The organism is Streptomyces sp. LS-MS-L19 (assembly GCF_058382285.1).
On record NZ_JBYCLL010000001.1, the window covers coordinates 4898793 to 4917649 of the forward strand.

An 18857-nucleotide genomic window follows, 5' to 3' on the forward strand; every position below is an offset into this window, starting at 1 on the left:
CGCCGGAGCGCACTACGCTGCGCCCATGAGCATGCTGACGCCCCCCGGCATGGGCGGTAAGTACCGGATCACGGGCGACAAGTACCCCCGGATGCGTCGGCCCCGGCGGCGCGGCAGGCTCGTGTTCGGCGTGGTCGCCTCCGTCGCCGCGCTGAGCCTGGTCGGCTGGGGCACGCTCCAGCTGATCGACGTGTTCACGGGTGGCGGGGACCAGGCGTCGGCGGCGGGCCCGAAGGCCGACTGCGCGGCCAGGACCAAGGCGAGCGCGTCCCCCTCTGCCGCCGCCTACCCGAAGCCGGGCCAGATCACCGTCAACGTCTTCAACGCCACGAAGCGGGGCGGCCTCGCCAAGAAGACCGCGGACGAGCTGAAGAAGCGGGGCTTCAGGATCGGGGACGTGGGCAACGCGACGGCGGCCTACGACAAGAAGGTCAAGGGCACGGGGATACTGCTCGGTCCTGCCTCCGCGCTGAAGACGTCCCTGCCGGTGCTGGGCACGCAGCTCGCCGCCGCCGAGACCCGTACGGACGCGCGCAAGGGGGCGGAGGTCGACCTGATCATCGGGTCGGCGTTCAAGAGCCTCAACCCCAGGGCCGCCGCCGACAAGGCGCTGACGGCACTGGCCCATCCGCAGCCCGCCGCCACTGCCTCGAAGAAGAGCTGCTGAGTTCAGGTAGGTCGGAGGCGCGGGGAACTGTGCAGGACGCCCGCGCCCACCGACCTGCAGCCGCTACTCGGCCGCGCCGTACAGGCGGTCTCCCGCGTCACCCAGGCCCGGCACGATGTAGCCGTGTTCGTTCAGGTGGTCGTCGACGGCTGCCGTGACGACCGTGACCGGCGTCCCCGCCAGCTCGCGTTCCATGATCTCCACGCCTTCCGGCGCCGCCAGCAGCACCACCGCGGTCACGTCGTCCGCGCCGCGCTTGATCAGCTCGCGGATCGCCGCGACCAGGGTGCCGCCGGTGGCGAGCATCGGGTCGAGGACGTAGACCTGACGGCCCGAGAGGTCCTCCGGCATGCGCGCCGCGTACGTGGTGGCCTGGAGGGTCTCCTCGTCGCGGATCATGCCGAGGAAGCCGACCTCCGCGGTCGGCAGCAGCCGGACCATGCCGTCCAGCATGCCGAGCCCGGCCCGCAGGATCGGCACCACCAGCGGCCGCGGGTACGACAGCTTCACCCCGGTCGTCGCGGCGACCGGCGTCCTGATGTCGACCGCCTCGGTGCGCACGTCACGCGTGGCCTCGTAGGCGAGCAGGGTGACCAGCTCGTCGGCGAGACGGCGGAAGGTCGCGGAGTCGGTGCGCTGGTCGCGCAGCGTGGTGAGCTTGTGGGCGACCAGGGGGTGGTCGACGACGTGGAGACGCATGTCCACAACAGTAACCGGCACCACCGCCCCGTTCGCGCTGGCGTCAAACCGCCCGTCCGAGGGAAAGTGGGAGGGACGGACAACAGGGTGGTGAGCCTATGCCTGACCTGCCGGAGCGCGAATCCGGGCGGAAACCGTCACGACAGCGACCGAGGCGCACGAGGGGCTCGGGAGAGCCCGGGCAACCCCGGGACCCGAGCGGTCCCCAAGAGCCACGCGGCCCCCAGGACGCGCGCGGCCGCCGCGACCCGGGGCCCCGCGACCCGAGTCCCCGCGACCCGAGCGGCCCCCGCGACTCGGGCGAGACCGACGCCGAGCGCCGCCGCCGTCGCGCCCAGTTCCTGCGCGACCTCGCGGAGGCCCGTGAGCTGCGCGACCGGGTCCAGCCACGCCGGGCGAAGGTGGCCCGGCTGCGGCACGCGATGCGTATGCGGACCTTCCGCTGGTAAGGAAGTCCACGCTCCCGAGGCGCCCGGGAACCGCGTCGGCGACGCCCGCGCGGTGCGCTGAACAGGTGGCCGTGCGAAGGCCCTTGGAAAAGCCGCGTACGATCCCGCTCGTGGCGGCGACGAGTGCGCTGGTGATTCCTTCACCGACGTGCCGACGCGCGTGCGATCAAAACCACCGGACACAGGGTGCCGAAGACGTCCCCTGAACGCCTTGTTTCTGCCACGATTCCGAGTGGGTGGGGCTCGGAGCCGAGCTCTCCCCGCCCGCACCTCCGCCGGGGGGACCCCCAACCGGCACGCCTATGACCAGTGGGAGAGTCACGGTGTACTTCGCCGCACTGCTCGCGCGCACCGAAGACGGGTGGGAAGCGAGCGACACAGAGCTCCTCGACAATGTGGAGACGCTGTCGGATCTGGCCGACCTCGCCCGGGAAGCCGCGGCCGAGGACGACACGGTGCTCGTCCTCATCGAGCAGGAGGACGCGTGGTTCGGCGTCGTCCGGATCGACGGTGAGGAAGACCCTCGTATCTACGTCTCGGACGCCGCAGCCGCCGCCCGCAGCTCGTACGGCGAGATCCTGCTCACCGACGAACTGCTCGGAAGGGAGCCCGGCGACGACGACCCCGACCTGGACGCCCTCGACCTCGACGGCACCGAGGACGGTGAGGACGACGAGGACGACGACGCCGAGAGCGGCGGTGGCTCCGCCGAGGCCGTGCCGCACGGTCCGGTCGGTGACGCCGCGGTCCTCGACGACCTGGGCGTCACCGAGAAGGAGCTGAAGTCCCTGTCCGAGGACGCGCTCACCGAGATCGCCGAGGCCCTGGGCGCCTCGGAGGTGCTGGAGACCGTCCGCTGACCGCACCGACCGCAGAAGACGGCGCCCCGGACCCGGTCCGGGACCGCTGGCGGGCCGCCATGCGGCTCGCCCTCGACGAGGCCGGCAGGGCGGGCGCGGACGTCCCGGTGGGCGCCGTCGTCCTGTCCCCGGACGGTACGACCGTGCTCGCGGCCGGCCACAACGAACGCGAGGCCGGCGGCGATCCGACCGCGCACGCCGAGATCCTCGCGATCAGAAGGGCGGCGGCGGAGCTCGGCGAGTGGCGGCTGACCGGCTGCACGCTCGTCGTCACGCTGGAGCCCTGCACGATGTGCGCGGGCGCGATCGTGCAGTCCCGGGTGGACCGGGTCGTCTACGGCGCCCGGGACGAGAAGGCGGGCGCGGCCGGCTCCCTCTGGGACGTCGTCCGCGACCGGCGCCTCAACCACCGCCCCGAGGTCGTCGGGGGAGTCCTCGCCGACGCATGCGCCCGGCTCCTCACGGAGTTCTTCCGGGACCGCTGAGGAGACCCCCGATTACCGATTTCAAAGCACGCCCCACCTTGCTGTAAGGTCTCCCTCGGTAGCGTGTCCGAGCGGCCGAAGGAGCTCGCCTCGAAAGCGAGTGTGGCGCAAGTCACCGAGGGTTCAAATCCCTCCGCTACCGCTTGAGAAGGGCCCCGTCTGACGACGGGGCCCTTCATGCGTACTGATCACCCCGGTTACACTCGCGCCCCATAAGCAACAGCAGAAGCGGGGGAGGCCGCGGTGGCGGTGAACGGTAAGAAGATCGCCGTCTATCTGGTCGTGGTCTTCGTCCTGTACGTGATCATCACGGACCCGGCCAAGGCCGCCGATTACGTGCAGATAGGGTTCCAGGGCATATCGGACGCCGCCAAGGCCGTGGGCGACTTCTTCACCTGGCTGGCCGACGGCGCGCACTGACCGAACCGAGGGAACGCCCATGATCCGCCATCTCGTCCTGTTCAAGCTCAACGAGGGTGTCGAGCGCGACGATCCGCGGGTCGTCGCGGGCGTCGAGGCCTTCCGCGCCCTGGACGGCAAGATCCCCGAGATCCGCTTCTGGGAGCTGGGCTGGAACATCAGCGACCGCCCCATCGCCTACGACTTCGCGATCAACTCCGGCTTCGAGGACGTGGCGGCGCTGCGGACCTACGCCGAGCACCCGGATCACCAGGCCGGCGTGGCGCTGTGGAAGGAGTTCGCGACCTGGGTGGTCGCGGACTACGCGTACTGAGCCCGAACGTACTGAGCCCCAGATCCGAAGCCTCCCGCCGGGAACGGCAGGAGGCTTTTCGGCGTCTTGCGCCCGAACTTGCTCGGACCTGCCCCTCAACACGGCGTAACCCAACGTTATGCGGTGCTTGCACACAGTGCACATGTCTTGTGATGCTATGACCGCTTTTGACGGATGAGTTGACCAACGAAGAGGTGGCGTTGACCGTGTCGGCCAGTACCGCGCCTCCCCAGGAGGCGGCCCCTCCCCAGGAGGCGGCCCCCCGCAGCCGCGGCGCCGACACCCGGGCGCTCACCCAGGTGCTCTTCGGCCAGTTGAAGGGGCTCCAGCCGGGCACGCCGGAGCACAACCGGGTGCGGGCGGCGCTCATCGAGGCCAACCTCCCGCTCGTGCGCTACGCGGCCGCCCGGTTCCGCTCCCGCAACGAGCCGATGGAGGACGTGATCCAGGTCGGCACCATCGGGCTCATCAACGCCATCGACCGCTTCGACCCGGACCGGGGTGTGCAGTTCCCCACCTACGCGATGCCGACCGTCGTCGGCGAGATCAAGCGGTACTTCCGCGACAACGTCCGCACGGTCCACGTCCCGCGCCGGCTGCACGAGCTGTGGGTGCAGGTCAACGGCGCCACCGAGGACCTGACGACCGCCTTCGGACGCACCCCCACGACCGCCGAGATCGCCGAGCGGCTGCGCATCGGCGAGGACGAGGTGCTGTCCTGCATCGAGGCCGGACGGTCGTACCACGCCACCTCGCTGGAGGCGGCCCAGGAGGGCGACGGGATGCCCGGGCTCCTGGACCGGCTCGGCTACGAGGACCCGGCCCTGGACGGCGTGGAGCACCGCGATCTGGTCCGGCATCTGCTGGTGCAACTGCCCGAGCGCGAACAGAGAATCCTTCTCCTGCGCTACTACAGCAACCTCACCCAGTCGCAAATCAGCGCGGAACTCGGCGTCTCACAGATGCACGTTTCGAGGCTACTCGCGCGTAGCTTCCAGCGACTGCGCTCCGCCAATCGGATCGACGCGTAGTTCCGGGCGCATAGCGGATGCATAAGGGGCGCACGGTCGCACGTTCCGTAACACCGCAGTTCGCAAGCACTGTCGAGGCGTAACCGGCGCGAGCGAATCGCTCACCGGCGCCGTTCCCGACACTTCTGTGCCGAAAAACCGTCAGACCCCCTTTATCCAGGGCGGATTCGAGTCTCACATGTCGACATGTCACTACAGCGTGTTGCCGACATGTGACATTCTTCCGGAAGCGCGTTTGCCAGGGCTTCGGCTCCGGTATTCAGGTGAAGGCTGACGTTCCTCGACGGAGCGTCCGCCGTACCGTCCCGCGACCCAAAGGGGGTGGCATGTCCGCAGACCAGGGCAGCTCGAAGGTGCTCACGCTCACGAAGAGCGAGGCTGCGCCCGCGCTCATCGACGTCCCGGCTGTCGAGGCCGCCCCGACCCCGGCCCTGCCGGCCGCGTCCGGAGCCATCGACACCCGCACCCTGTCCCGCTCCCTCTTCCTGCGGCTCGCCGCACTCGACGAGAACAGCCCCGAGCGCGCGTACGTCCGGGACACCCTCATCGAGCTCAACCTCCCGCTGGTGCGCTACGCGGCCGCCCGCTTCCGCTCGCGCAACGAGCCGATGGAGGACATCGTCCAGGTCGGCACCATCGGCCTGATCAAGGCGATCGACCGCTTCGACTGCGAACGGGGCGTGGAGTTCCCGACGTTCGCCATGCCGACGGTCGTGGGCGAGATCAAGCGGTTCTTCCGCGACACCTCGTGGTCGGTCCGCGTCCCGCGCCGCCTCCAGGAGCTGCGCCTGGCCCTCACCAAGGCCAGCGACGAGCTCTCCCAGAAGCTGGACCGCTCCCCGACGGTCGCCGAACTCGCCTCGGTGCTCGGCGTGTCCGAGGAGGACGTCGTCGACGGCCTCGCGGTGGGCAACGCCTACACCGCCTCCTCGCTGGACTCCCCGGCCCCGGAGGACGACGGCGGCGAGGGCTCCCTCGCGGACCGCCTCGGCTACGAGGACACCGCCCTGGAGGGCGTGGAGTACCGCGAGTCCCTCAAGCCCCTGCTGGCGAAGCTGCCGCCCCGCGAGCGGCAGATCATCATGCTCCGCTTCTTCGCCAACATGACCCAGTCGCAGATCGGCGAGGAGGTCGGCATCTCCCAGATGCACGTCTCCCGCCTGCTCACCCGCACGCTGGCCCAGCTGCGCGAGGGTCTCATCTCCGACTGATCCCGTCCCCGCACGGGGGTTCCCATGTGACGGGGCGTCAGCCACCATGGCGCGATGCCTCGCTCACCCCGGACGACCTGGACACCTGGCCGTCGGTGCGCCCTGATCGGCGCGTCGGCGGCCGTCGTCTGTCTCGGCACGGCCCTGGCCGCGTGCGGCGGCGGCACCGGTGAGGGTTACGTCGCCACGGGCGCGGCGGGCGGCCCGTCCCCTTCTTCCGGTACGGCCGTCAGGCCGACGGGCGACGTGACGCTGGTGCCGCTCCCCGGGACGCCGTCCGGGCCGGGCAGGGGCCCGGGACCGGCGGACTCCGCCTCCCCCGGCGGCGCTTCGGCCGGATCGCCGGATGCCGGCGCGGCGGCCACTGCGCCGGGCGGCGCTCCCGGGACAGGCGGGCCGGCCGGCGTCGGCGGTGCCACGAGCGCGCCCGCGCGGTCCACCGAGGGCGCCGGGGACGGTCGTACCCCCTCGGCCTCCCCCTCCGCGGAGGCCACCCCGGAACCCGCGGCGCTCGGCTGGTCCGAGCCGGTCCGGGAGGCGACCGACCAGCGCTGGTGCGAGGACGTCACCCTGGAGTTCCGCAACACCGGGGGCCTGCCGGTGACTTCGGGTGCCGTCACCTTCGGGACGCACGTCATCGGCGCGCTCGGCATCGACTGGGCGACCGTGGAGTCCACGGCGGGACTCCCGGTGCCGATCGATGCCGACGCGCGTGTGGTGAGGACCTGGACGGTGTGCGTCGACGCGTGGCGCGTGCCGGTGGGCATGCGGGTGGAGACGCGGGACGTCACCGTCCGGTGGAGGTAGGTCCGCCTACTTCAGCGCCAGCCAGGCCACCGCGGCCACGACCGCGACGGCGACGATCACGCCGATGATCAGGCCCACGCGGGGGCCGGCGGAGGCGGGAGCGGCGGCCTGCTGCCGTCCGCCCTGGGGACCCTCGTCGACGAAGGCACGGAACATCTGGGTGCTGCCGGCGGGGTCGTAGTTGCCCTGGGGGCCCTGGTTGTCAGCCATGCCCAGAGACCCTAGCGAATCCGGCAGTGGGGCCCAAGTGCGGGGCTGACGGGGGTATCAGGGGGCCTCACGTGCTGGTTTACGTTCGCAATACTTGCCTTTGCCAAGTTTTTATACCGTACTCACCCCGTTTTATTTGCCTGTAGCAACCAAGCACGCCTATGGTTGCCCTAAGCAACGAATACGGGAGGTGTGATGGCCGAGCAGGCGCGATACGAGGAGCTGATCCGCCAGTTCAGCGCCTTCGGTGCCGTGAAGCGGGAGCTGGGGCGGATGATGCCGTCCGAGTGCCCCTCCGGTTCCGCCGCCGTGCTGACCCTCCTCGGGCGCTACGGAGACATGCGCATGAGCAAGCTCTCCGAGCTGCTCGCCGTGGACATGTCCGTGACCAGCCGCCATGTGGCGCATGTCGCCGAGCGCGGCTGGATCGAGCGCTCCCCCGACCCGGCGGACCGGCGCTCGCGCATCCTCCGGCTGACGCCGGCCGGCCAGGCGCTCCTGGACCAGCTGTCCCGGCGGACCTGCCTCATGCTCGCCGAGCGGCTGAGCGACTGGAGCGACGACGAGGTGGCCCAGCTGACCGCGCTGATGGCACGGCTGCGGGCGAGCTTCGACGACACCCGCGCGCACGGCCCCGAACTCCGGCCGCCCGCACCCCTCGTAGACGAACAGACCACCCGTACACCCGCGATCACCAAGTAAGAGAAGGAAGCCCATGGCAACGACCACACCAGCCGGTGTGCGGGCTCACGCCAAGCACGGGGGAGGCTCCGGCGAGTACGCCCCGATGACGCACCGGCAGATCATGGAGGCCATCTCCGGCCTGCTGCTCGGCATGTTCGTGGCGATCCTGTCGTCCACGATCGTCACCAACGCGCTCCCGCACATCATCAGCGACCTCGGCGGCGGCCAGTCCGCCTACACCTGGGTCGTCACCGCCGCCCTGCTGTCGATGACCGCGGCCACCCCCCTGTGGGGCAAGCTCGCCGACCTGTACAGCAAGAAGGCGCTCGTCCAGATAGCCCTGGTCATCTATGTGCTGGGTTCGATGGCCGCCGGCCTCTCGCAGAACCCGGGCATGCTGATCGCCTGCCGTGTCGTGCAGGGCATCGGCGTGGGCGGACTCTCCGCCCTCGCGCAGATCGTGATGGCCGCGATGATCTCCCCGCGCGAGCGCGGCCGTTACTCCGGCTACCTCGGCGCGACCTTCGCCGTCGCCACCGTCGGCGGCCCGCTGCTCGGCGGTGTCATCACCGACACCTCTTGGCTGGGCTGGCGCTGGTGCTTCTACGTCGGCGTCCCCTTCGCCGTCCTCGCCCTGATCGTGCTCCAGAAGACCCTGCACCTGCCCGTCGTGAAGCGGGACGTCAAGGTCGACTGGGCCGGTGCGACCTTCATCGCCGCCGCCGTCTCCCTGCTGCTGGTCTGGGTCACCTTCGCCGGTGACAAGTACGACTGGCTGTCGTGGCAGACGTACACGATGGTCGGTGGTTCGATCGTCCTCGGTCTGCTGTTCGTGCTGATCGAGTCCAAGGCGGCCGAACCGATCATCCCGCTGCGCCTGTTCAAGAACCGCACCATCACGCTGGCGTCGCTGGCCTCGCTGTTCGTCGGTGTCGCGATGTTCACCGGCACGGTCTTCTTCAGCCAGTACTTCCAGCTGGCCCGCGACAAGTCCCCGACGATGTCGGGCGTCATGACCATCCCGATGATCGGCGGACTGTTCATCTCCTCGACCGTCTCCGGGCAGTTCATCACCCGCACCGGGCGCTGGAAGGCGTGGCTGGTCAGCGGTGGTGTGCTGGTGACGGCCGGGCTCGGTCTGCTCGGGACCATCCGGTACGACACGGCCTACTGGAAGATGTCGATCTTCATGGCCCTGCTGGGTCTCGGCATCGGCATGATGATGCAGAACCTGGTGCTGTGCACCCAGAACCAGGTCGACCCCTCCGACCTCGGCTCGGCCAGCTCCACGGTCACCTTCTTCCGGTCCCTGGGCGGTGCGGTCGGCGTCTCCGCGCTGGGCGCGGTCATGTCCCACCGGATCACCCACTACGTCTCGGACGGCGTCGCCGCCCTCGACCCCAAGTACCGGGCGGCGCTGGCCGGTTCCGGCTCCTCCACCGACAGCATCCCGGACCTGGGCAAGCTGCCGGCCCCGATCCGCACCCTCATGGAGAGCTCCTACGGCCACGGCATCGCCGACGTCTTCCTGATCGCCGGCGCCCTCGCGGCCGTCGCGTTCCTGATCACGCTGTTCATCAAGGAGGTCCCGCTGAGGACCAGGGGCGCGCTGGCGCAGGCGGCGACGGACGAGTCGCCGGCCGAGGTGCCCGCGGAGACGGCCGAGGCTCCGGCCGCGGCACACACCCCGAGCTGGGCCACCACCACCTCCGACACCGAGACCGCTCCCGACGGCACCCAGCGGCTGTCCGCCGTGGCCACCCTCGCCCGGCCCGAGGCGTCCGGTGACGGCTCCGGCGGCATCCCGGTCCGCGGCTTCGTCCGCGGCAACGAGGGCGCGCCGGTCCCGCAGGCCGCGGTCACGCTGATCTCCCTCGCGGGACGGCAGCTGGGCCGCTCGGTCACCCAGGCCGACGGTTCCTACGCGGTCGAGGCGCCGAGCGTCGGGTCGTACGTCCTGATCGCCTCCGCGGACGGGTTCCAGCCGCAGGCGTCCACGGTCCTCGTGGGCGGCGAGCCGGTGGCCTACGACGTCCTCCTCAGCGGCACCAGCGGGCTCAACGGGCTCGTGCGGGCCGCGCAGAACGGGGAGCCGGTCAAGGACGCCATGGTGATCGTCACCGATGTGCGGGGCGATCTGCTGGCCACCGGGACCACCGGTGAGCAGGGCGAGTTCGCCTTCGGCGAGCTGGTGCCGGGTGCCGTGACCGTCGCCGTCAACGCCGCCGGGTTCCGGCCGCGCGCCCTGCCCGTCGAGGTCGGCGGCACCGGCGTCACCCGCATCGAGGTGGATCTGGACTCCGGCGCCCGCCTCCAGGGCGTCGTCCGGGCACCGCACGGCCCGCTGGCGGACGCGCGGGTCACCCTCGTGGACGCGGCCGGCAACGTGGTCGGCACCGCCACCACCGGGACGGACGGGGCGTACGCCTTCACCGACCTGGACGGCGGCGAGTACACGGTCATCGCCACGGGCTACCCGCCGCAGGCGACGGCCCTCACGGTCAGCGGCCCGGCGGTCGACGGCCACGACATCGAACTCGCCCACCCCGGCGAGTAGTCCACCCACTCCGGCCCGTGGCGGGGGAGCGCGCTCCGAGCGGAGGTGCGCGCCCGCCACGGGCCGGTCTTCTTGGAGAGGTACGTGAAATGGGACTGACCGCGAGGATCCGCACCCGGGACGGATGGGCCGTGTCGCACGCGGTCGTCACGGTGACCGACATGACCGGGACGCAGGTGCTGCGCGCGGAGGCGGACGCGGAGGGCGCCGTACGGGACGGGACCCCGCTGGAGCCGGGGCCGTACACCGTCATCGTCACGGCCGTCGGGTACGCGCCCGCCGCCTCCAGCGCGATCGTCACCGCGAGCGGGCGGGCCGAGGTCGGCACGGTCACGCTGGCCCGGCTCGGCGGGGCGGAACTCCCGCCGCCCGGCCCCTGGACCGTCGACCCGGCCCACTCCAGCGTGGGCGCGGTCGCCCAGCACCTGGGCATCTCCAGCGTCCACGGGCGCTTCACCGACTTCACCGCGGCGATCGAGGTCGCCCCGGACGACGTGACCAAGTCCCGGGTGGAGGCGGTGATCCGGGCGGCCTCCATCGACACCGGGAACGCGATGCGGGACGAGCACCTGAGGTCGGCGGACTTCCTGGACGTGGAGCGGTACCCGGAGATCACGTACCGGTCGACGGGGCTGGTCGTGGCCGGTACGGACCGCTGGACGGTGCGTGGAGAGCTGGCGATGCGCGGTGTCGTACGGCCCGTCGACCTGGACCTCGCCTACCTGGGCACGGGCGCCGACCCCTGGGGCGGGACCCGCGCGGCCTTCCGGGCCACGACCCAGCTGCGGCGGGAGGACTTCGCCATGAACTACAACCAGGTCGTGCAGGCGGGGATCGCCGCGATCGGGACGACGCTCAAGGTCGAGCTCGATGTGCAGGCCGTGCAGGGGGATTCGCTGCCACAGGGGTGAGGGCGCCGTCCGGGGCGTTGTCAGTGGTGGGTCGTACGGTTTGGGCATGGAGCCGATCACGGGGGTGCAGGGCTACTACGCCGAGTCGGCGGAGCGGCTGGGAGAGGTGTACGAGAGCGTCTCGTTCGAGAGCGTGCACGGGGCGTTGCTGGACCTGTTGCCGGATGCGCCCGCGCGGGTGCTGGACGTCGGCGCGGGGACCGGGCGGGACGCGGCGGCGCTGGCCGGGCGCGGGTTCACCGTCGACGCGGTGGAGCCGGTGGCGGAGCTGCGCGGGGTGGCGGAGCGGCTGCATCCGGACAGCGGGGTGAGGTGGCTGGCGGACGCGCTGCCGGATCTCCGTCGTGCGCGGGGACCGTACGACGTCGTCCTGCTGTCCGCGGTGTGGATGCACCTGCGGCCGGAGGAGCGGCCGCGCGCGATGCGCCGACTGGCCGGGCTGCTGGCCCCGGGCGGGCTGCTGCTGATCACCCTGCGGCGCGGTGTGCCTCCGACGGACCGGCTGATGTTCGACATCGCGCCCGAGGAGGTCGCCGGGCAGGGGGCGGAAGCCGGGCTGAGACCGCTGCGGATCGTGGCCGAGGGGGCGGACGGACTCGGGCGGGACGCCGTGCGCTGGAACTCGGTGGCGCTCCAACTAGGCTGATTCCATGGCACCGAACATCGCGAGCAATACGGCCGTCTCCCTCGACGAACTGCTGGACTTCGTGCGCCCCCGGCACCGGGCGATCCTGCTGACCCGGCGCGGGGACGGGTCGCCGCAGGCCTCGCCGTTGACGTGCGGGGTGGACGACTCGGGGCGGATCGTGGTGTCGACGTATCCCGAGCGGGCGAAGACGCGGAACGCGAAGCGGGATCCGCGGGTGAGCGTGGTCGTGCTGAGCGACGACTGGGACGGACCGTGGGTGCAGGTCGACGGGACCGCGGAGGTCATCGACTCGCCGGAGTCCGTGGAGCCGTTGGTGGAGTACTTCCGGAACATCTCGGGGGAGCATCCGGACTGGGACGAGTACCGTTCGGCGATGGTGCGGCAGGGGAAGTCGATCATTCGGGTCACGCCGGAGCGGTGGGGTCCTGTGGCTACGGGCGGATTTCCGGCGAGGTTGGCTTCGCCGGACGCGTGAGGGGGTGGGGGGCTTCTCGTTCGTCGGGGGGTGCGGGTTCACTGTGGCTGGTCGCGCCGTTCCCCGCGCCCCTGGGGAGTTGCACTCACCATCGTTTCGATGCCTGCCACGAGTAGGTCCAGGGCGAACGTGAAGTCCCTGTCTCTCATCTCCTCCACCGTGTCGCCGCCCCTCGCCTTCATGATCTCCTCGTTCTCCTTGAGGATCTCGGCGGCGTCGGGGGACCGGGTCGCTGATGCCATCGCGTGGCGGAAGTAGGCCTCCTGGGTCATGCCGGCCTGTGCGGAGCGGCTGATGAAGTGGCCCTCGATGGTGCCGAAGCCGTAGACGAACTGGAAGACGGCGGAGATCGCGCCGGTGATGCCGTGGGCGGGCAGGCCGGTTCTGCGGACGACCCGGTGCACGGTCCGGGACAGGGCCAGCGAGTTGGGGCCGATGTTGAGGAAGGTCCCGGCCAGCGGGGAGACCCAGGGGTGCCGGACCAGCAGACCCCGGTACTCCCGGGCGATCGTGCGGAGTTGGTCCCGCCAGTCCTCCTCCTCGGCCTCCGGGTCGGGCAGTCGCAGGCCGCCGAAGGCCGCGTCCAGGGCGAGTTCGAGGAGGTCGTCCTTGGTCTCGACGTACCAGTAGACGGACATCGCGGTCACGTTCAGCTCCGCGGCCAGCCGCCGCATCGAGAACTTGGCCAGGCCGTCCATGTCGAGCAGCCGCACCGTGGCCTCGGTGATCCGGTCCCGGTCCAGCCCCGAGGGCTGCCCTCCCCCACGCCCACCCCGGCGCACCTTGCCTTCAAGCCAGACACTGGTCCGGCCTGAGGCCTTTTGGCCTGCGTTAGCCATGGCGCACCTTCCCGAGACACTCGTCCACTGGCAAAGATGCCAGGTGCCTTCCAACTTAAGGGGCGCGGGGCTGCGTCGATGTGCGGCTCCGCCGCGTGGGCGCGACCAGCCACGACGCTCCCGCACCCGCCGACGACCGAGAAGCCCCCACCCCCTCAGGCGACTGCCTCCCGCTCCGCCCTCCGCAACAGAACAGCCGCGACCACCCCGCCCAGCAACACAGCCACCGCCCCCACCAACTGACTGCTCTCCAGGCCGGAGGCAAACGCGTCAGTGATCCGCGCCCGCTCCAACGCCGATCCCGCCTCCCCCAACGCCCCCGGCAGGGACACCGCGACCACCGAAATCCCCGCCGCGAACCGGGCGTTGAGCACCGCACCCAGCACCGCCACCCCCAGCCCCTGCCCGAACTCCGCCACCGTGCCGTTGATCCCCGCTCCCACCCCGGCCTTCTCCGGCGGGATCGCGCTCATGATCGCGTGGGCCATCGCGGGGCTCGCCACCGCCGCCCCCGCACCGATCAGCACCAGCCCGAGCAGCGTGCCCGGATACCCGTGGTCGGTGAGGGTGGCGATCGAGAAGAGGCCCGCCGCCATCACCGCCATGCCGAGCCCGATGGAGAACGGGGTCCCGAGCCGTGCCGACCACTTCGCCGACAGGCCCGTGAAGTTGAGGGCCACGATCATCAGCGCGAGCGGTGCCGTGCGCAGCCCCGCCTCCAGGGGGCCGTAACCGAGGACGAACTGCATGTGCTGGGTGAGCAGGAACAGGGAGCCGCCCATCCCGAAGGTGATCAGCACCGCGCCGGCCACCGCGCCCGTGAACCGGCGGTCGCGGAAGAAGTGCAGGTCGAGCATGGGGTGGGGGATGCGGCTCTCCCACCACGCGAACCCGGCGAGGACCCCGACCGCCACCGCCGCCGGCACCAGCACCCGGCCGGACGTCCAGCCGTGCTCCGGGCCGGAGATGATCGCGAACACCAGGGAGGCCATGCCGATGGTGGAGAGCAGCGCGCCGAGCAGGTCGGGGCGATCGCCGCGGCCCGGGGGACCGGGGGTGGCCCCCCGGGAAGACACAGCCTTGGACTCGGGGACCAGGACCACCACCGCGACCAGGGCGAGCGCGGCGACCGGCAGGTTGATCAGGAAGATCGCGCCCCACCAGAAGTGGTTCAGCATGAAGCCGCCCAGGAGGGGGCCGGTCGCGAAGCCGAGGGAGTTCACCGCCGCCCAGATGCCGATCGCCCGCGGCTGCTCCTCGGGCGCGAAGATCTGCATCGCCACGGCGAGCGTGGTGGTCATCAGCAGCGCCCCGCCGACGCCCATCCCGGCCCGCGCCGCGATCAGCTGGGCGGTGGAGTCGGCGAGGCCCGCGACCAGCGAGCCCACCCCGAACAGCACCAGGCCGGCGGCCAGCATCTTCTTGCGGCCGTAGCGGTCGGCGGCGCTGCCCGCGGTGAGCAGGAGGCCCGACTGCACCAGCGAGTACGCGTTGATCATCCACTGGATGTCGGCGGTGGCGGCGCCCAGTTCGCTGGTGAGCGAGGGGATCGCCACGTTCAGGATCGTGTTGTCGAGGAGCACGGTCAGCTGGGCGAGACAGATGACGCCGAGTATCAGCCAGCGCTGGGGATGGCCCTGGGAGACGGTGACGGGGGCGGGAGCGGTCATGCCGTACACCGTAGAGGAGTTCTTATACGCCGTACAACGCGGATTCTCGCCGTACGACAGGAGTGGGGGCGGCGACCCCGCGGTCACCGCCCCCACTCCTGTCGTACGCCCTGCGTCAGCCGCTCGCCTTCTGGGTGAGGTCGTAGAAGGTGGCCGAACCGACCGTCACCTTCTTGAAGTTGGCCTCGACCCATGAGGTGATCTGCGAGGACGTACCGCTGCTGCTGCCGCCCATGCCACCCCCGGTGCCGCTGGAGATGAAGTAGTGGATCCTGCCGTCCGCCACGTACTTCTTGAACTGCGCCAGCGTCGGGGACGGGTCGGTGCCGTTGAAGCCGCCGATCGCCATGACGGACTCGTCGGTGGCGAGCTGGTAGCTCGCGGCGTTCTGGGCGCCGATCGCGGCCGCCGCCCAGGTGTAGTCGTCCGCGTCGGCCTGGAGCAGCTTCTTGGCCTCGGAGGAGACGGTCGCGCCGTTGAGCAGGCCGCCGACGCCACCGCCGCCGCCGTCGCCCATGCCGCCGCGCTGGTTCTGGGTGGTGCCGTTGCCCTGGGTGTTTCCGTTCTGGCCCGGCATGCCACCGCCGAAGCCGCCGGTGCCGCCTGTACCGCCGGTGGTGCCGCCTGTTCCGCCGCCCGGGAAGCCCTGGCCCTGCTGGCCCTGGCCCTGCGTGTTGCCGTTGCCGTTCCCGTTCTGCTGGTTCTGGCCGCCGAAGCCGCCCATACCGCCACCGCCGCCGGGACCGCCGCCCCGGCCACCGCCGAAGCCCATCATGCTCGCGCCCGCAGGACCCGCCGTCGGGATGGACCCGGTGTGCGCGGAGTTCACCGTGCTGAGCGTGTACGCCGTGGGACCGGCCAGCGCGGCCACGATGCCCAGGGCCGCCGCACCGAGCGCCAGCTGCCTGCCGAGCCGGGCCACGAAGATCAGGCCGAGCGCGGCGACCAGGCCGCCGACCAGCACCAGCCACCTCAGCCAGGGCAGGTAGTCGGGGGTGCGGTTGAGGAGGACGTACCCCCAGGCGGCACCGGCCACGACCGCCGCCGCGAGGGTGAGCGAGGCCCACGTCTCGGTGCGCTTCTCCCACAGGATTCCGGCGCCCATGCCGACCACGGCGGCGATGTAGGGGGCCAGGGCGATCGTGTAGTACTGGTGGAAGATGCCCGCCATGAAGCTGAAGACCACCAGGGTGATCAGCAGCGAGCCGCCCCAGACCAGGAACGAGGCCCGGGTCACCGAGGTCCGCTTGAGCTTCCGGGTCGCCACCAGGCCCGCGACCAGCAGGATCAGCGCGGCCGGCAGCAGCCAGGAGATCTGGCTTCCGATCTCGGAGTTGAACATCCGGTTCCAGCCGGTCTCGCCCCAGTTGCCGCCGGTGCCGCCACCGCCGCCGCCGACCGAGCCGGTCTCCTCGCCGTTGAGCCGGCCGAGTCCGTTGTAGCCGAAGGTCAGTTCAAGGAACGAGTTGTTCTGGGAGCCGCCGATGTAGGGGCGGGAGGAGGCGGGCCACAGCTCGACGATCGCGACCCACCAGCCACCGGAGACGACCAGGGCGAGGGTGGCCAGGGCCAGTTGACCGATCCGCTTCCTCAGCCGGTGCGGGCCGACCGCCGCGTACACGAAGGCCAGCGCCGGCAGGATCAGGAAGGCCTGGAGGGTCTTGGCGAGGAACGCGAAGCCGATCGCCACGCCCGCCCACACCAGCCACTTCGTCCGGCCGTCCTCGACGGCCCGTACGACGAAGTAGCAGGCCAGCGCCATCAACAGGGCCAGCATCGCGTCCGGGTTGTTGAACCGGAACATCAGCGCCGCGACGGGAGTGAGCGCGAGCACCGCGCCCGCGATCAGACCGGCCCCGGGGCTGAACCGGCGGCGCACGGACGCGTAGACAACGGCGACGGTGCCGACACCCATGAGCACCTCGGGGCCGAGGATCGTCCAGGAGTTCAGGCCGAAGATCCTGGCCGCGATCTCCATCGGCCACAGGAACGCCGAGGGCTTGTCGACGGTGATGGCGTTGCCCGCGTCCAGCGAGCCGAAGAACATCGCCTTCCAGCTCTTGGTGCCGGCCTGGACGGCCGCCGAGTAGAAGGAGTTGGCGTAGCCGGAGGCGCTCAGGTTGTAGAAGTACAGCGCCGCGGTGGCGAGCAGCAGCCCCCAGAAGGCCGGGCGGGCCCAGCGGGGGTCCTCGGGGCGGCCGCGCCACAGTCTGCGCGCGAACGGCTGCTGGGGTTCACCGGATTCGGGGGCCGGGGGAGCGACGGGCTCATGCGGGTCCGTCACGGTCACCGCCGGACCCCACCCGGAACCCTGCTGGGTCGGATGGTCGGTCTGCGTGGTCATCAGGAGCTCCTCGGGTCGGTGTCGGTCGGACGCACCGGGTCGAGGCGCATGGTGGCGTCCTTCCAGGAGCGCTGCTCCGCGGCTTCACCGGCGCGGAACTCGGTCGTGTCGTACGGGGATTGCGGGGTGTACGGCGCCGGCGCGTACTGGTGCGCCGTCGGGCGCGTGGGCAGCGGGGCGTAGCGCTGCTGGGTGCCGTCTGCCTGCCGCGTGCCGTAGGACGGCATGGCTGGCTGCGTGGCGGGCTGCGCGTGCGTGGCGGGCGGCATGTCCGTGGCGGGCGGCGTATGGGTGGCGACCACCGTGGACCGGGGCTGGTCCTCGTCGCGGTCGGGGAAGACCCAGGCCCGGAAGAGCAGGAAGCGCAGCACGGTCGCCGCGAGGTTGGCGGCGATCAGCACCGCCAGCTCGGTGGAGTGCGCCGGGTCGCTGCTGGCCGCGTTGAGCGCGGCGAGCGAACCGCTGGTCAGCGCGAGGCCGATGCCGAAGACGACCAGGCCCTGCGCCTGGTGGCGGACCGCGCCGCCCCGCCCGCGCACCCCGAAGGTCAGCCGCCGGTTGGCCGCGGTGTTGGCGACCGCCGAGACCAGCAGGGCCAGCGCGTTGGCGGTCTGGGAGCCGCCGAACTGCCGGAAGACGCTGTAGAGCAGCAGGTAGAACAGGGTCGACAGACCGCCCACGACACAGAACCCGACGAGCTGGCGGGCCAGCCCCTTCGGCACGTCCTGGACGTCACGGTCGCGCGGGTCGTCGCCGAACGGTCGGGCGATCCGGTCCAGCGGCAGCGCGCCGGTGGCCAGGGCCTTCCCCACGCGCCACACCCCCTTCAGGTCGTCGGTGGCCGTCTTGACGATGTGGACGGTGGAGTCGGGGTCGTCGACCCAGTCGACGGGCACTTCGTGGATACGGAGGCCCGCGCGCTCGGCGATGACCAGCATTTCGGTGTCGAAGAACCAGCCGGTGTCCTCGACCAGCGGCAGCAGGACCTGCGCCACGTCACGCCGGATGGCCTTGAAGCCGCACTGCGCGTCGGAGAAGCGGGCCTGGAGCGAGCCGCGCAGGATCAGGTTGTAGGCGCGGGAGATGAACTCACGCTTGGGGCCGCGCACGACCCGGGAACTGCGGGCGAGCCGGGAGCCGATCGCCAGGTCGGAGTGGCCCGAGATGAGCGGGGCCACCAGCGGCAGCAGGGCGTTGAGGTCGGTGGACAGGTCCACGTCCATGTAGGCGAGGACCGGGGCGTCCGAGGCGGACCAGACCGTCCTGAGCGCTCGGCCGCGGCCCTTCTGCTCCAGCCGGAAGGCCCTGACCTCCGGGATCTCCGCCTCCAGCCGCCGCGACACCAGGGGAGTGGTGTCCGTCGACGCGTTGTCCGCGATGGTGATGCGGAACGCGTACGGGAACGTGCGCTCGAGGTGCTCGTGCAGTCTCAGCACACACGGCTGGAGGTCCTTCTCCTCGTTGTAGACGGGGATCACTACGTCCAGGACAGGCGTACCGGCGTCGCCGGCCGGGAGGTGCTCCCGCGCCGGCAGGGTGCCGGGAGAAGAGTCGGTTCGCATGGGAACGACTCTGG

The 18857-nt window shown here is 71.2% G+C and carries 19 protein-coding genes and 1 tRNA gene; 14 read left to right on the plus strand and 6 right to left on the minus strand.

What is annotated here, in order from left to right; all coding sequences use genetic code 11:
- The first annotated feature begins 25 nt into the window (after nucleotides 1-25).
- Nucleotides 26-667: a LytR C-terminal domain-containing protein gene (locus AC2XR2_RS21935; RefSeq protein WP_381303133.1), complete on the plus strand. Its 642-nt coding sequence runs from the start codon at nucleotides 26-28 to the stop codon at nucleotides 665-667.
- A gap of 63 nt (nucleotides 668-730) precedes the next feature.
- On the opposite strand, the gene upp is transcribed toward AC2XR2_RS21935, so the two are convergent.
- The gene (gene upp, locus AC2XR2_RS21940) at nucleotides 731-1366 is read right to left on the minus strand and encodes a uracil phosphoribosyltransferase (protein WP_123765058.1); all 636 of its coding nucleotides are present in this window, start codon (nucleotides 1364-1366) and stop codon (nucleotides 731-733) included.
- A gap of 772 nt (nucleotides 1367-2138) precedes the next feature.
- Here upp and AC2XR2_RS21945 point away from each other — a divergent pair.
- The 8 genes from AC2XR2_RS21945 (at nucleotide 2139) to AC2XR2_RS21980 (ending at nucleotide 6942) form a co-directional block, all read left to right on the plus strand.
- A complete protein-coding gene (locus tag AC2XR2_RS21945; protein ID WP_330269676.1) occupies nucleotides 2139-2675 on the plus strand; it encodes a tRNA adenosine deaminase-associated protein in 537 nt (178 codons plus the stop codon).
- A gap of 59 nt (nucleotides 2676-2734) precedes the next feature.
- On the plus strand, nucleotides 2735-3160 hold the full coding sequence (gene tadA, locus AC2XR2_RS21950) for a tRNA adenosine(34) deaminase TadA (RefSeq protein ID WP_381303135.1): 426 nt from the start codon (nucleotides 2735-2737) through the stop codon (nucleotides 3158-3160).
- A 57-nt stretch (nucleotides 3161-3217) separates the two neighbouring features.
- Nucleotides 3218-3302: transfer RNA gene (locus tag AC2XR2_RS21955), tRNA-Ser, on the plus strand.
- Between the two features lie 101 nt (nucleotides 3303-3403).
- The gene (locus AC2XR2_RS21960; protein WP_330265865.1) at nucleotides 3404-3580 is read left to right on the plus strand and encodes a hypothetical protein; all 177 of its coding nucleotides are present in this window, start codon (nucleotides 3404-3406) and stop codon (nucleotides 3578-3580) included.
- Nucleotides 3581-3599: 19 nt separating this feature from the next.
- The gene (locus tag AC2XR2_RS21965; RefSeq protein WP_381303137.1) at nucleotides 3600-3893 is read left to right on the plus strand and encodes a Dabb family protein; all 294 of its coding nucleotides are present in this window, start codon (nucleotides 3600-3602) and stop codon (nucleotides 3891-3893) included.
- 194 nt (nucleotides 3894-4087) lie between these two features.
- Complete coding sequence (locus AC2XR2_RS21970) at nucleotides 4088-4924, plus strand: RNA polymerase sigma factor SigF (RefSeq protein WP_491518478.1); 837 nt, start codon at nucleotides 4088-4090, stop codon at nucleotides 4922-4924.
- A gap of 326 nt (nucleotides 4925-5250) precedes the next feature.
- Entirely contained in the window at nucleotides 5251-6135 is an 885-nt protein-coding gene (locus AC2XR2_RS21975) for an RNA polymerase sigma factor SigF (protein WP_020134018.1), read from the plus strand.
- A 54-nt stretch (nucleotides 6136-6189) separates the two neighbouring features.
- Complete coding sequence (locus AC2XR2_RS21980; RefSeq protein WP_491516065.1) at nucleotides 6190-6942, plus strand: hypothetical protein; 753 nt, start codon at nucleotides 6190-6192, stop codon at nucleotides 6940-6942.
- A 6-nt stretch (nucleotides 6943-6948) separates the two neighbouring features.
- Here AC2XR2_RS21980 and AC2XR2_RS21985 read toward each other — a convergent pair whose 3' ends face one another.
- Nucleotides 6949-7152, minus strand: coding sequence for a hypothetical protein (locus AC2XR2_RS21985; RefSeq protein WP_330265861.1), 204 nt, complete (start codon nucleotides 7150-7152; stop codon nucleotides 6949-6951).
- Nucleotides 7153-7347: 195 nt separating this feature from the next.
- Here AC2XR2_RS21985 and AC2XR2_RS21990 point away from each other — a divergent pair, with 195 nt between their 5' ends.
- From AC2XR2_RS21990 to AC2XR2_RS22010, 5 genes are all read left to right on the plus strand, one after another.
- Nucleotides 7348-7854, plus strand: coding sequence for a MarR family winged helix-turn-helix transcriptional regulator (locus AC2XR2_RS21990; RefSeq protein WP_381303139.1), 507 nt, complete (start codon nucleotides 7348-7350; stop codon nucleotides 7852-7854).
- Nucleotides 7855-7939: 85 nt separating this feature from the next.
- Nucleotides 7940-10393 (plus strand): MFS transporter, encoded by a 2454-nt coding sequence (locus AC2XR2_RS21995; protein WP_463311447.1) that lies wholly within the window; start codon nucleotides 7940-7942, stop codon nucleotides 10391-10393.
- A gap of 89 nt (nucleotides 10394-10482) precedes the next feature.
- Nucleotides 10483-11304, plus strand: coding sequence for a YceI family protein (locus tag AC2XR2_RS22000; protein WP_491516066.1), 822 nt, complete (start codon nucleotides 10483-10485; stop codon nucleotides 11302-11304).
- 46 nt (nucleotides 11305-11350) lie between these two features.
- Nucleotides 11351-11950 (plus strand): class I SAM-dependent methyltransferase, encoded by a 600-nt coding sequence (locus AC2XR2_RS22005; RefSeq protein WP_491516067.1) that lies wholly within the window; start codon nucleotides 11351-11353, stop codon nucleotides 11948-11950.
- Nucleotides 11951-11954: 4 nt separating this feature from the next.
- The gene (locus tag AC2XR2_RS22010) at nucleotides 11955-12428 is read left to right on the plus strand and encodes a PPOX class F420-dependent oxidoreductase (protein WP_330265856.1); all 474 of its coding nucleotides are present in this window, start codon (nucleotides 11955-11957) and stop codon (nucleotides 12426-12428) included.
- A gap of 38 nt (nucleotides 12429-12466) precedes the next feature.
- On the opposite strand, the gene AC2XR2_RS22015 is transcribed toward AC2XR2_RS22010, so the two are convergent.
- The 4 genes from AC2XR2_RS22015 to AC2XR2_RS22030 form a co-directional block, all read right to left on the minus strand.
- Complete coding sequence (locus AC2XR2_RS22015) at nucleotides 12467-13267, minus strand: TetR/AcrR family transcriptional regulator (RefSeq protein ID WP_491516068.1); 801 nt, start codon at nucleotides 13265-13267, stop codon at nucleotides 12467-12469.
- 155 nt (nucleotides 13268-13422) lie between these two features.
- Nucleotides 13423-14937: an MFS transporter gene (locus AC2XR2_RS22020; protein ID WP_491516069.1), complete on the minus strand. Its 1515-nt coding sequence runs from the start codon at nucleotides 14935-14937 to the stop codon at nucleotides 13423-13425.
- 115 nt (nucleotides 14938-15052) lie between these two features.
- Nucleotides 15053-17281, minus strand: a complete 2229-nt coding sequence (locus tag AC2XR2_RS22025; protein ID WP_491516070.1) for a glycosyltransferase family 39 protein — start codon at nucleotides 17279-17281, stop codon at nucleotides 15053-15055.
- Entirely contained in the window at nucleotides 17281-18843 is a 1563-nt protein-coding gene (locus AC2XR2_RS22030) for a bifunctional glycosyltransferase family 2/GtrA family protein (RefSeq protein WP_491516071.1), read from the minus strand. Before AC2XR2_RS22030 ends, AC2XR2_RS22025 begins: the two co-directional genes overlap by 1 nt.
- Between the last annotated feature and the right edge of the window lie 14 nt (nucleotides 18844-18857).